Below are 13,347 nucleotides of genomic sequence, written 5' to 3'. Positions count from 1 at the left end.
CAGTCGTCGACGCCGGACGCTTTCGCACTGCTGCACCACATCGCCGGTATCCGGCTGCGACGCGGCCTGCGCACCGTCGTCGACGCCACCAATGTGCAGCCCAAGGCGCGTCAGGAACTGATCGCGGTCGCGCGAGCCCATGACGTGCTGCCGGTGGCGATCGTGCTCGACGTGTCCGATGACGTGTGCTTCGAGCGCAATACGCAACGTCCCGACCGGGCGCACCTGGCCAGGCACGTGGTGTCCCGGCAGCAGCGCGAACTGCGCCGCGGCCTGCGCGGTCTGGAACGCGAGGGCTTCCGGAAGGTGTACATACTGCGCGGCGTCGAGGAGATCGAGTCGGCGACCATTGTCGACGAAAAGGCCTGGAACGATAAGCGTGAACTCACCGGACCGTTCGATGTGATCGGCGACGTGCACGGCTGCCGCGCCGAATTGGAGACACTGCTCGGCGAACTCGGCTACGAACTGGCGCGCGACGACGCGGGCCGGGCTGTCGGCGGAAGTCACCCGGCCGGGCGCACCGCGGTGTTCGTCGGCGATCTGGTCGATCGCGGACCGGATACCCCGGGTGTGCTCCGCCTCGTCATGGGGATGGTGCGCGCGGGAACGGCGTTGTGTGTCACCGGAAATCACGAGAACAAGCTGGTGCGCGCACTCGACGGCAAGAAGGTGCGTATCGCACACGGCCTCGCGGAATCGCTGGCGCAATTGGAGACCGAGGACGAGGATTTCCGCAAGGCGGCGCTGGACTTCTGTCGCGGACTGATCAGCCACTACGTGCTCGACGGCGGCCGCCTCGTAGTCGCGCACGCGGGGCTCAAGGAGGAGTATCACGGCCGTGCGTCGGGCCGGGTACGCGCCTTCGCGATGTACGGCGAATCCACTGGGGAGACAGATGAATACGGTCTGCCGGTGCGTTATCCGTGGGCCGAGGATTACCGCGGCCGCGCCACTGTGCTGTACGGCCACACGCCGGTGACGGATCTGCGCTGGGTGAACAACACACTCTGCCTGGACACCGCTGTCGTCTTCGGCGGCGAGCTCTCGGCCCTGCGCTATCCGGAGCGCGTGCCGGTTTCGGTTCCGGCCGAACGGGTTTGGTACGAGCCGGTGCGACCGCTTCAGGCCACCACAATGGCGATCCCCGGCGGCGTAACGCACCGCGATCCCGGCGTGCTCGATCTCGACGATGTGATGGGCCGCCGTGTAGTGGAGACCCGTCAGCACGGCCGAGTCGGCGTGCAGGAGGAAAACGCCGGGGCCGCACTGGAAGTGATGAGCCGCTTCGCCATCGATCCGCGCTGGCTGGTGTACCTGCCGCCGACCATGGCGCCGTGTGCCACCACCCAGCTGGACGGCCACCTCGAGCATCCCGCCGAGGCCTTCGACTACTACCGGTCCGAGGGTGTGCGACGCGTGGTGTGCGAGGAGAAGCACATGGGCTCGCGCGCAATCGTCCTCGTGACACGCTCGGCGCAGGCCGCGGCCGATCGGTTCGGCGTCGACGACGGCAGCACCGGTGCGCTCTACACCCGCACCGGGCGTCCGTTCTTCGACGATGCCGCGCAGACCGAGGAGCTGCTCGCCCGGGTGCGGGCCGCGGCCGAGACAGCGGGCCTGTTCGAGGAACTGAATACCGAATGGCTGCTGCTCGATGCCGAACTGATGCCGTGGTCGGCCAAGGCCGTTGGCCTGCTGCGCAATCAGTATGCCGCTGTCGGTACGGCGGCCCGTGCCGCACTCGGCACCGCGACCGATCTGCTGACTGCCGTCGCGGCCCGCGGCTTGGATGTCACCGATCTCGCGGAACGCACCGCCGCACGCGAGACCGACGCGATGGCCTTCACCACCGCCTACGGCCGGTACTGCTGGCCGGTGGACGGCCTGGCCGGTCTACGGATCGCGCCGTTCCAGATCCTGGCCGGTGCGGGCATCAATTACGCAGTGCGCGACCATGATTGGCATCTGTCGACGATCGACCGGCTGGTCGCCGCGGACGCCGACCTGTTCACCCCGACCGGCCGAAGGATCGTCGATCTGACCGACCCGGACAGCGAAGCCGCCGCAACCAGCTGGTGGACCGAGCTGACCACGGCGGGCGGCGAGGGCATGGTGGTGAAGCCGTACGACGCGATGGTCCGCAGCGAAGGCGACCACCTGGTCCAGCCGGGCGTGAAATGCCGCGGCCCCGAATACCTCCGGATCATCTACGGTCCGGAGTACCTGCGCGAGGACAACCTACGCAGGTTGCGCACCCGAGGTCTGGGCCGCAAGCGCTCGATGGCGCTGCGCGAGTACGCACTGGGCCTGGAAGCGCTGGATCGTTTCGTCGCAGGCGAACCGCTGTGGCGCGTGCACGAAGCGGTGTTCGCGGTCCTCGCCCTGGAGTCGGAGCCGGTCGACCCGCGCCTCTGAAGGGTCACGCCCGCGGCCGGTACCTGACCATCGCTCGACCACCCGGCCGTGGGCGGACCCTTCGATGAACTCCACATAGCGGCCCGGACCACATCGGCGACCGGAGTGCCCGCAGAACCGTCACGCCCGAGCGCGGTGAGGGTCTCCGAGATCCAGCCCGGACTCACCGAATTCAACCGGATTCCGCGCGGCAGCCCGACCTCATCGGGCCGTGCGCTATTCCGACCACCGGTACGCACCATTGCGTCTATCCAGAAACGCTGGTTACAGTAAGTTAGCAGGCCGCTTGCAACTGTTAGCAGCAGCCCGTTGGCGTTACCTGACAGACAAAGGAGTCTGACCATGCCAGCTGCGAGCACCGATGGCCCGGGCGTGCCCGGCCACATGCTGGTCGACGACCGATTCACCGCCGTCGCGGCCAAGTTCTTCGCGATGTTCCGGCGTAAGAGCCAGGGCGGCGGCGCGCTGGCGGTGTACCTCCACGGAGAGCCGGTCCTCGATATCTGGGCAGGGTGGGCCGATAGCGACCGGCGGTGGCGGGCCGATTCCATGGCACTGTCATATTCGACCGGTAAGGGTGTCACCGCGACGGTCGCGCATCGGCTGATCGAGCGCGGCGTGCTCGAGTTGGACACGCCGGTGGCGGACTACTGGCCGGAATTCGCGGCGCAGGGCAAGAGCGCCATCACGATTCGCGACGTGCTCAATCACCGCGCCGGATTGCAGCGCACCCGCGATCTGGTCGCCGATTCGGACGATCTGCTCGACCACGATGCCGTGGCCGCCGCGATGGCCGCATCCGCGCCGGATCCATTGCGGCTGCGGGCTTCCGGATATCACGGCCTGACCTTCGGCACCCTGGTCGCGGAGATCGCGCAGCGCGCCACCGGCCGCGACTTCACCGACCTCGTGCGCAGTGAACTCCGAGAGCCACTGGGCGACAACGATTTCTGGTTCGGTGTACCCGACAACCAGCGACAGCGGCTGGCCCGGCTCTCGCCCCGTCTCGGCATCGCCAGGGTCCCGTTCGACACTCTCATCGCACCCTTCGCCTCGGTGAAGGTGATGAATTCCGCCCGCAGCGCGGTCTACGACGGTTGGGCCGATATGACCCTCGGCATGCGCCCCTACGATGCGATGATGCCCGGGTGGAACGGCGTTTTCACCGCCCGAGCCATCGCCAAGATGTACGGCGCGATCGGCAACGACGGCTTGGTCGGCCACCGCCGACTGCTCCGTCCCGAAACCACGCACCGCATCGCGGAAATGCCGCCGAACAGCCGCTACGACTACGTCCTCGGCGCCCCACCGCATTTCGCGCTCGGCTACCACCGCGCCATCGTCGGCACCCGCCTCACCCGCCTCACCCGCCAGGCCCTCGGCCACTTCGGCATCGGCGGCTCCGGCGGTATCGCCAATCCCGGCCTCGGCCTCGGCATCGGCTTCGTCACCAACCACCTGGGCAACCACGCCATGTCCCTCGGCGACGCCCGCCTCCCCTTCCTCGCCGCCCTCACCGAACGCGCCGCTCGCGCGACCATCGGCGATTCGGCTGCCGACACGCTAGAAAGCACACGCGCCGCGAGCTGATACGACACCGTCGGCCGAGGCGATCAGTCCGCGGCCTCCACGCCGGGTGCAAGACCGCGGGTCCACACGGGTATCGGCGATCAGGCCGTCGACACGCTGGACGGCACTCGCGCCGCCAGCTGATACAGCACCGTCGGCCGAGGCGATCAGTCCGCGGCCTCCACGCCGGGTGCAAGACCGCGGGTCCACGCGGCCATCGGCGATCCGATTGCCGACACAGTGGACGGCAACAGCGAGTGCGGGTGATCAGTCCGAATCCCCGCGCACGCCCTCAGGCTCGGGACCGGGCGAAGCCGCGTGCCCACAACCGGCCTCAGCGCTCGGGTGGCTCGAGGCCCAGCGAACGGACGAGATGGCGAATCTCGTTGCGGTACAGTTTTTCCGGATCGGTCGTCTGGGAGCGCAGGTGGCCGAGGATTTCCAGGGAGACAAGGCCGTGCAGGTGGCCCCAGATGCGCAGGGCGATCGCGACCGCGGCGGGCGGTAGGCCTGGGAACTCCGCCTTGACCTCCTCGACGAGTTTCGGCTCGAAGTCCGACCACTCGAAACCGTTGTCCGCGTACAGGTTTTCGGCGTGCGGCCACGCGCCTGCGGCCAAACCGGTCAGACCGGCGCACACTCGGTGTTCCGCGTCCGGGGCCGCGCCCCCCTCGGGCGGCTCGTAGTTGGGCACCGGATCGCCGTAGATGAGGCGGAACCCGGCCGGATTCGCCAATGCCCAATCGCGAAATGCGCAGGCCCACGCGATGATTCGGCCAGAGGCATCGGTTGCGGGACAGGCATCGCGGGCCGCCTCGACCGCATCGGCGAGTTCGGAGTACACGTCGTTGATCAGCGCGGTGATCAGATCATCGCGGGTCGGGAAGTAGCTGTAGACGGCGTTCGCGGTCATGCCCATTTCGCGCGCGATCGCCCGCAGCGTGATTGCGCCCGGTCCGCCCTCGGCCATCAACCGGAGCGCGACCTGCTTGATCTCCGCGGTCGTCTCGGAGCGTCGTAACTCCCGCCTGCTCGGCGTCGCAGTGCCCACAGCGGCCACTCTACAGCGGTGTGAGAAAACTTGACATTGCATAATTATTTCACGGCGTATAGTTTCTACACGCCGTATCACTCAGTTCGAGGAGAACCATGTTCATCGGAATCGTCGGCGCGACCGGCAATATCGGCCAGCGGGTACTGACCGAGGCCGTCGCCCGCGGCCACCACGTCACGGCGTTCACCAGGGACGCAGACCAGATCACCACCAGCCAGCCGAACGTCACCTGGCGCAGCCTCGACATCTTCGACAGCGCGGCCATTGCCGCGGCCCTCCCCGGCATGGACGTACTGATCAGCTGCTACCAACCGGGAAATGCGGCAGCGGATTTCGATGACACCGTCGCGCGCTCCATCGCCGATCCGACGGTCTACGCCAGTGCCGCTCGCGCACTGCTCGAAGCGCTGCACACGCACCCGCGTACACGACTGATCGTCGTCGGCGGCGCGGGGAGTCTGGAGTACGAGCCCGGCCGAGTCACCGCGGATGACGACCAGCGCCTCGCCGATACCCTCGAAGGACTCGGCCTCCCCCGCGAGTACGCCGCCGCGGTGCGCGGCCATCGCGCCGCCCTCGATATCCTGCGCACCTCGAATCGGCTCTGGACCTACCTCAGCCCGGCCGAACTGATCGCCCCCGGCGAACGCACCGGCCGCTACCGCGTCGGCGGCGACCAGCCGGTCCGCGATATCGATGGCCAGAGCCGCATTTCCATCGAGGACGCCGCGGTAGCGCTGCTCGACGAAGCCGAATTACCGCGATTCATCCAGCGCCGCTTCACAATCGGCTACTGACGGGATACTCCCGCACCAACTGCGGTGCGGGAGTTCAGCTCTCATGTTTCAGCTTGCGCCAGCCACTGGCACGGTTGTTGGCGGTTATCTGCTCGAACATCGCGAGAAGGGCTGGTGCGTTGAACTTTTCGGCTTCATAGATGGCCACGGTGCGCCCCGTCTCGTTCTCGTGGCCGCCGGTGATGATGCCTTCGGGATCCGGAACGATGCCGCCGTCGTAGAGGAATACATTCACGTGGGTCTTGGCCGCAAGGAGAGCATAGATATTTCCGTCCAGCACGAAGTACGGCTGGACGATGCGTTTGATGGTCTCGACGGCCTCGGGATCGGCGGCGTGCGCCAGCTCGCGTACCTCATGACAGATGGCCTGCTGCCACTCGGGCAGTGGGTCGATGTAGGCGTCGACGCGCGGGTCCTTCGGATAGGACATGCGACCGATCCAAGCACAATCCGTTCCTGATCAAGCGCGATTTCTGCCGATCCGACGATCGACCGGCGCTTGGCACGCGGACCCGCCGGGCAGGCTCAGGTCAGTCGCGCGGCCAGACGCAAGGCATTCATATGAGCGATGGCTTCGATACTGACCATCGGGTTCACCCCCGACGAGGTCGGGAAGCAGGAGGCATCGGCGACAACGACATTCGGCACATCCCAGACCACGCCGTCCGGATCGGTGGCCGAATCCGCGCGCGAGCCGTCCATGCGTGCCGAACCCATGATGTGCAGTGCACCCATCGCGCAGCGACCGGGATCGTAACCGGCACGCAGGCATTCGGCGACGAAGGCGTCGTGTAAGCCCGCGGTACCGGGTTCGTAGACCGGACCCGACTGGTGCCCGGAGAAAATGCGGAGGGCACCCGTGGTTCCCAAAATCTTTGCCGCACAGGAGATTCCGGCATGCATGTGTGCTTTGTCTTATCCGGACAGGCGGTAGCGGATGCCGTGGTCGCGAGTGATGACACGAAGGTGTCACAATTGGCTTCTTCCCCCACATCTATTGGTGCGGGATTCCGACCTTCACAGGTCGGGTTTCCTGCTTCACCGGCGACTGCCACACCGACGACTGCCGGGGTGGTCTTACACCACCTCCACAGGCAGCGACCGCCAGCCCGGCGGCCAAAATATTCCTCGCAGCGTTGACGTCACGATCATGGGTCACACCGCAACGGCACACCCATTCCCGCACCTCCAACCCCATAGCATCGTTCACCGACCCACACGCCGAGCAGGTCTTGCTCGACGGGAACCACCGGTCCACGGCGATCACCTCACGCCCGTACCAGGCGGCCTTGTATTCCAGCATGGAACGCAACTGCGACCACGAGGCATCGGAGATCGCACGCGCCAGACAGTGATTGCGAAGCATCCCCGCCACGTATAGGTCCTCGATCACGATCGTTTGGTTCTCACGAACGAGCCGAGTACTCAGTTTGTGCAGATAGTCTGTGCGGCGGTCGGTGATACGAGCGTGGAGACGCGCCACCTTCCGGCGAGCCTTATCCCGGTTGACCGACCCCTTGGTCTTGCGGGCAAGGGCGCGTTGAGCTTTCACCAGTCGCGCCTGTTCTCGCCGTAGTTGTCTGGGATTGGTGATCTTCTCACCGGTCGACAACGTCAGCAGCGAAGTGATCCCGGCATCCACACCAACAACGCTATCGGTGTGCGGGTGGTCGGTGACCGCGGTCTCGGTGAGCATGGACACGAACCAGCGGCCCGCGCTGTCACACGACACTGTGACCGTGGACGGTTGCGCACCCTCGGGCAACGGCCGAGACCACACGATATTCAATGGCTCGGCCATCTTCGCGAGGGTGAGTTCCCCGTCACGGAAAGTGAACGCCGACCGCGTGTACTCCGCCGACGAGCGAGACCTCTTCGGCGACTTGAAACGCGGGTAACGCGCCCGCTTATCGAAGAAGTTGGCGAACGCACGCTGCAAGTGCCGCAGCGTCTGCCGCAACGGCACCGACGACACCTCCCCCAAAAACTTCAGCTCATCGATCTTCTTCCACGCGGTCAGCATCGCGGAGGTTTCGTTGTAGTTGACACGACGACGCTCGATGTACCACGCGGTAGTCCTGGCTTCCAAAACCTTGTTGTAGACCAAACGGACACATCCGAACGTGCGCACAAGCTCCCGCTGCTGCTGCTCGGTCGGATAGAAGCGGCACTTGTACGCCCGCTTCACCAACCTCTCCCCCATGACTCACACACTAACAAGTCAGGTCATGAACAGTGAACAATCAGCGTCAGAATCAATTTCGGCTCCGGGATAAGACGGGGCGTGAACCTGAAGCGCTTTCCACCCACAGCGCAAACCAGACATCGCCGCGGTACAGCCATTCGATGAGGCCGAGCGCCGTACGCTCGGCGAGAGCCGACGATATCGTCCTCCTACCCAGAGGACAGAATGACAATTAACTTACCAACGCGTGCCCAATCCGCCGACGATCAGGAAACGGCGAAAAGGATCCGGAAAGTCGCACCCGCGCCGGGCGTGCGCAACAGCTGGATCCGGGCGCCGTGCGCGCCGAGGATCGCATCGGCGATGGCGAGTCCGAGCCCCGAACCGCCGGTGCGGGAACGCGATTCCGCGGCCCGGTAGAAACGATCGAAGATGCGCGGGGCGTTCTCCGGGGCGATGCCGGGTCCGTCGTCGTGCACATCGAGTACCGCGAACTCGAACACGTCGGGCAGTACCGCACCGGCTTCGGCGGCGACCGGATCGGTCAGCGCGGCCGCGGCTCTGATCCCGACCGTGACGGTGATCGACGCCTCGGATGGCGTATGCACCAGCGCGTTATTGACCAGATTGGTCACGACCTGCCGCAATCGGTGCTCGTCACCGACCACCCGAACCGGATCCGCCGAACTCTCCAGACCGATGTCCCGATCCGGGGCTCGGGTAGCGGCATCGCGCACCACTTCCATCGCGAGCACCACCAGATCGAGCTCCGCCAGATCCAGCGCCCGTTCCTGATCGGATTTGGCCAGCAGCAACAGGTCGTCGACGAGCACCCCCATCCGGATCGCCTCGCCCTCGATCCGGCTCATCATCTCGCGCACGCCCACCTCGTCGGACGCACCGCCGCGCCGATACAGCTCGGCGTAGCCGCGCACGGAGGTCAGTGGGGTGCGCAGTTCATGGGAGGCATCGGCGATGAATGCCCGCATCCGCTGCTCGGAATCGGCGAGCTGGCGCAGTGCCGTGGACAGCCGGGCGACCATCACATTGAACGCGGTGCCCAGCCGACCGACTTCGGTATGCGGATCGGTCTGTGCGACACGGCGATCCAGATCCCCGGCGGCGATCGCCTCGGCCGTGTGCTCGATGCGGGTCAGCGGTCGCAGGCCGATGCGCACCAGGACCGCCGCGATCACGCAGATGGCGAGCAGCAGCGTCGCACCCGCCGCCAACTCGATCGCGCGCAGGTTGCCGGTGGTCGCCTCGGTGGTCGCCAGCGACATCGCGATCGCGACGGTGCCGCCGTCGGGCTGCCATTCGGTCGCGGGCTGCACGACGGTGCGCACCCGCCAACGGATATCGCTCTTCTGGTCGCCGACCGTGAACGCGGTATTCGGGCGGGCGCGCACCGATGCCGCGTCCATCGCGGGCAGCGCGGGCACGGTGCTCACCTGGGCCGGTGCGCCGAGCTTGCCGATCTGATGCCCGCCGACATCGAAGAACATGAGCCGGAAGTCCGAAGGCAACTGCTCGTACTCCGGCGGGCCGGACGGCGGGGGCGGCGGTGGCCGCTTGGTCGAAGTCATATCGCTGGCAACGCGATTCAGCTGGTCGTCCACCCGATCGAGCAGCGCCCGATCCAACATGGTCACGCTGAGCAGCCCGAAGGCGGCCATTCCGATACCGGCGATCGCTACCAGGGCCAGCAGCAGCCGGGTGCGTAAGGTCAACCGGCGAGCCCGATTCCACACCCGGCGCCCGTTCATGACTGGGCCTCGCCAGCGCTCGGCTCCGCCATGACCGAGCGATGCCCGGCTGTGTTGATTGTTCGCTCGCTGCGTTCACTCACGGACGTCCGCCGCCGAGGCGCAGGGTATATCCGACACCGCGAATCGTGTGGATCAGCGGCGGATTCCGGGCATCGACCTTGCGCCGGAGCTGGCTGATGAAGGTCTCCACGACCCGCCCGTCGCGCCCGGTCTCCGCACTCCACACCCGATCGATGATCTGCTGCTTGCTGACCACCTTCTCGGCATTGACCACCAGATACTGCAGCAGGCTGAATTCGGTTGCCGACAGCCAGATCTCGGTGCCCGCCCGGTATGCCGCGTGCGCATCGATGTCCAGTTCCAGGTCGGCATATTTGAGCAGCCGATCGTCGCCGGACTCGGGGCCACGTGTGCGCCGCAGGATCGCCCGCAACCGCAGCAGGACCTCCTCGATGCTGAACGGCTTGGTCACATAGTCGTCGCCACCGGCGGCCAGACCGGCGATCCGATCCTCGACCGCGTCCCGGGAGGTCAGGAACAGCACCGGCACCTGGCTGTCGGACTCCCGCAGCCGCCGCGCCACCGCGTAGCCGTCCAGATCCGGCAGCATGACGTCCAGCACCACGATGTCCGGTGGATGCGCCGACGCCTCGGCCAGCGCCGCGTACCCGCTCGCGGCGGTATGCACGTCGAATCCGCTCATCCGCAGCGCGGCGGAAAGCAGGTCCAGAATGTTGGGCTCGTCGTCGACCACGAGAACGGTCGCGGCCGGTGACGTGTCACGGTCGGGCACGCCTACACACTATGCCGCACCTGCACCGGCCCGGCCCGGCCCATTGCGCCTATCGCTTTCGCCGGTCAGCGGCCGCGCTCGGGTATCGGCCTGCGCCGCGCACGTGTCGGTCGACGCGCGGCCGCATTCGTGACGTCGCCGCGCCGGTCCGCGGGCACGAAGGTGATGATGTCGGCTCGCGATGTGATCATCAGCTTCTGGAAGATCGAAACCATCTGTGCGTCTATGGTCTTGAACGAATTGCCGCGACTGGCCGCGATCGCCGTATTGGTCCAGCCCGCCGCCGCGAGCGTGGCCACCTCCTGTTCGGCGGTCGACAGTTCCTGCCAGGGTGACGGGCGGTCGCGCCGGATGGGATGGTCCACCTCCAGCTTGCCCATCGACAACGTGCCCAACGCCAGCTTTGCCACCTCACCGTGCTCCGGCCGCAGCATGGCACCCTCGCGCCGAGTGGCTTCGAACAGCTGGTGTCCGAGCACATCCCGTGCGATGTCGATAGCGTTGTCGGTTTCGGTTTCGAATGGCACCAAGTTCGCTATGTTCACGCCCATGCGCTGCCGCCAGGTGGCGACTCCGCCGCCCAGCAGTGCGATTTCAGTGGCCCCCGCAAGCACCTGGTCCGAGACGGCACCGTCCGCGGTCCGCGCATCGCCCGACATGCGCGCGAGCGTCCACATCCGGATGTGCACCGCCCAGAGGGCACCCCATTGGTCACGCATCGCGACCTGATCCGCCAACGCGGAGCGACCGACGGCGAGCGCTTCTTCGGGGTCACCATGTTTGGTCAGGGCAATCGCCCATGCCAGTTCGGCCCAGGATTTCGCCCAGCGCGCCCCCGCCGCAACGGCGTTCTCGAGATGACGCCGGGCAATCTCCATGGCCTGCACCGCGGTGCCACCGAAACCGGCCGCGAGTGCCTCGAACAGTTCGCACATGGCCGCGCCACCGAGATCGCCACCAGCGGCGAACTTCTGGCGAGCGCTCCCGAGCACCGCTACCGCACGCGCGTCGCCCTGCACCAGCATCAGTTCGCTACCGCGCGTGAACTCGACGAGTGCGGGCAGACCGAGATCACGCTCGAAGGTATGGCGCCAGTTCGCTCGTGCCGCCGGATCTGTCACGCACGCGGCGACGCACTCCTCGACCATCCGCTCGGCCTCCTCGTGCACACCCTGGCACACGCTGATCCAGCCGATCAGGGCCATTGCCGATATCTGGAGTTCGACGGGTTGTGGGTCGAGTTCGCGCGTTGCCGCCAGCGTTCGCTCGGCCCACCGCCGAGACTCGCGCAGCGATCCCTTGATGAAGGGAACCCGCAGTGAGATCAGGCCGACGACGATTTCCAGCCCGATCACCGATTCCCCCGGGGTCGTGAGGCTTCCGTCGATCGCGCAGAGCAAGTTGTCCCAGGCCGCCCGCGCCCAATCGAGCAGATCCTGCTCCGCAGGGCTGCACCATTCGGCGCAGGCCCGCATGACTTTGTCGCGGTAGTAGCGCCGATGCCGGGCGGTCAGCCGCTCCCATTCGGCGCCGGGCGCGCGTTCGCGCAATCGCTGCTGAGCGAATACGCGGAAGCTCTCCAACAGTGAGTAACGGACCGTATCGGAAGTCAGGTGGACCGACACCAGAGACTGATCCGCCAAACGCTCCAAGAGACCCTCGACCTCGTCCGTCGCGATGCTGACGCGCGGGTCGCCGTCGCCGATGTCGAGATCGGCGCAGACACCCTCGATCGCATCCAGTTCCGCACCGACATCGAGCACGGACGTATCGGCTTCATCGTCGGGATCCACGTCGTAACCCGCGGCGAAGACCGACATCCGATCGAAGAGCAGGCGTTCCTGGTCCGTGCACAGGTCATAGGACCATGCGATGACATCCCGGATGCCCTGATGCCGTTCCTCGGTGCCGACGCGTGGACCGGGCGACCACCGCAGGCGCCGATCGCCTGCCTCGCCGCTGAGGTCGCGCAGAATCATGCGCAACGGTTGGTGTCGTAGGCGGGCGGCGGCCAGCCGGATGTAGAGCGGGTGGTTGTCCACATGCCTGCAGATCGAATCGGCCAGCGCGAGTTGATCATCGGCGATGGCACGCCCGGTGAGCTCCGCTCGCTTGCGGAACAGTCGCAGCGCCTGTTCTCGCGGCAAAGAACCGATCGGCACCAATTGCTCATCGACCCAGCCGACCGCCTCGCGACTGGTCGCCAGCACCGTCAACCCCGGCACCGCGTCGAGTAGGTCGGAGATCAATCGCCCGGCGCCGTCGAGGACGTGCTCACAATTGTCCATCACCAGGATCGTCTGCAGTCGGTGGCCCACAGCGTCGGAACGAGTGAGGGTGTCGACCAGAGCGGCCCATACCGATCGATCGGAGAAGTCGGCGTCGACGATCGCCTGCGCCACCTCGTCCTCGACCGCCGATACGTCCGCCCCGCTCGCCAGCCGGGCCAGCCGGACCCAATGGACGGGAACCCGACGAGCCTTGTGGTAGCGGTGCACCGCCTCGGTGGCAAGGCGAGTCTTGCCGATTCCACCCGAACCGATCAAGGTGATCAGACGCGCCGAATCCAGCAGCAACTCCGCGATCTTGTCCAGTTCCCGTTCGCGTCCGACGAAATCACTGGCGGCTGACGGCAGCGATCCGAGGCTCGATGAATATCGCCCGGTCATGGTGAGCACACTAGTCAGCCGGTATCTGAAACATTCGTCGTTGCACCCGATGTACGTGACCTACCTATGTCACGAAGCTGAGACCAGCGAATT

Annotated in this window: 10 protein-coding genes; 3 read left to right on the top strand and 7 right to left on the bottom strand. The window is 66.3% G+C overall.

The window, feature by feature from the left end; genetic code table 11:
• Both NP3_RS28425 and NP3_RS28420 read left to right on the top strand, forming a co-directional pair.
• Nucleotides 1–2,418 (top strand): polynucleotide kinase-phosphatase (locus NP3_RS28425; protein WP_063044674.1); only part of this gene is annotated, 2,418 nt, incomplete at its 5' end.
• Nucleotides 2,419–2,760: 342 nt separating this feature from the next.
• A complete protein-coding gene (locus tag NP3_RS28420; protein ID WP_063044673.1) occupies nucleotides 2,761–4,008 on the top strand; it encodes a serine hydrolase domain-containing protein in 1,248 nt (415 codons plus the stop codon).
• 313 nt (nucleotides 4,009–4,321) lie between these two features.
• Here NP3_RS28420 and NP3_RS28415 read toward each other — a convergent pair whose 3' ends face one another.
• Nucleotides 4,322–5,038: a TetR/AcrR family transcriptional regulator gene (locus tag NP3_RS28415; RefSeq protein ID WP_245721148.1), complete on the bottom strand. Its 717-nt coding sequence runs from the start codon at nucleotides 5,036–5,038 to the stop codon at nucleotides 4,322–4,324.
• A 98-nt stretch (nucleotides 5,039–5,136) separates the two neighbouring features.
• Between NP3_RS28415 and NP3_RS28410 the strand changes: the two genes are divergently transcribed.
• Nucleotides 5,137–5,838: an NAD(P)-dependent oxidoreductase gene (locus NP3_RS28410; protein ID WP_063044671.1), complete on the top strand. Its 702-nt coding sequence runs from the start codon at nucleotides 5,137–5,139 to the stop codon at nucleotides 5,836–5,838.
• A 34-nt stretch (nucleotides 5,839–5,872) separates the two neighbouring features.
• Here NP3_RS28410 and NP3_RS28405 read toward each other — a convergent pair whose 3' ends face one another.
• The 6 genes from NP3_RS28405 to NP3_RS28380 form a co-directional block, all read right to left on the bottom strand.
• Nucleotides 5,873–6,268, bottom strand: a complete 396-nt coding sequence (locus NP3_RS28405; RefSeq protein ID WP_063044670.1) for a DUF1801 domain-containing protein — start codon at nucleotides 6,266–6,268, stop codon at nucleotides 5,873–5,875.
• 95 nt (nucleotides 6,269–6,363) lie between these two features.
• Nucleotides 6,364–6,741, bottom strand: a complete 378-nt coding sequence (locus tag NP3_RS28400) for a GMC oxidoreductase (RefSeq protein ID WP_063044669.1) — start codon at nucleotides 6,739–6,741, stop codon at nucleotides 6,364–6,366.
• Between the two features lie 91 nt (nucleotides 6,742–6,832).
• On the bottom strand, nucleotides 6,833–8,041 hold the full coding sequence (locus tag NP3_RS28395; RefSeq protein WP_063044668.1) for an RNA-guided endonuclease InsQ/TnpB family protein: 1,209 nt from the start codon (nucleotides 8,039–8,041) through the stop codon (nucleotides 6,833–6,835).
• Nucleotides 8,042–8,289: 248 nt separating this feature from the next.
• Nucleotides 8,290–9,789 (bottom strand): sensor histidine kinase, encoded by a 1,500-nt coding sequence (locus tag NP3_RS28390; protein ID WP_063044667.1) that lies wholly within the window; start codon nucleotides 9,787–9,789, stop codon nucleotides 8,290–8,292.
• Between the two features lie 79 nt (nucleotides 9,790–9,868).
• A complete protein-coding gene (locus tag NP3_RS28385) occupies nucleotides 9,869–10,585 on the bottom strand; it encodes a response regulator transcription factor (RefSeq protein WP_063044666.1) in 717 nt (238 codons plus the stop codon).
• 65 nt (nucleotides 10,586–10,650) lie between these two features.
• Entirely contained in the window at nucleotides 10,651–13,254 is a 2,604-nt protein-coding gene (locus NP3_RS28380) for an AAA family ATPase (RefSeq protein ID WP_063044665.1), read from the bottom strand.
• Nucleotides 13,255–13,347 lie beyond the last annotated feature (93 nt).

The organism is Nocardia pseudovaccinii NBRC 100343, assembly GCF_001613225.1.
Lineage (GTDB): Bacteria > Actinomycetota > Actinomycetes > Mycobacteriales > Mycobacteriaceae > Nocardia > Nocardia pseudovaccinii.
Note: the sequence above shows the minus strand (reverse complement) of the source record. Positions and strands in the feature narration are given on the sequence as shown.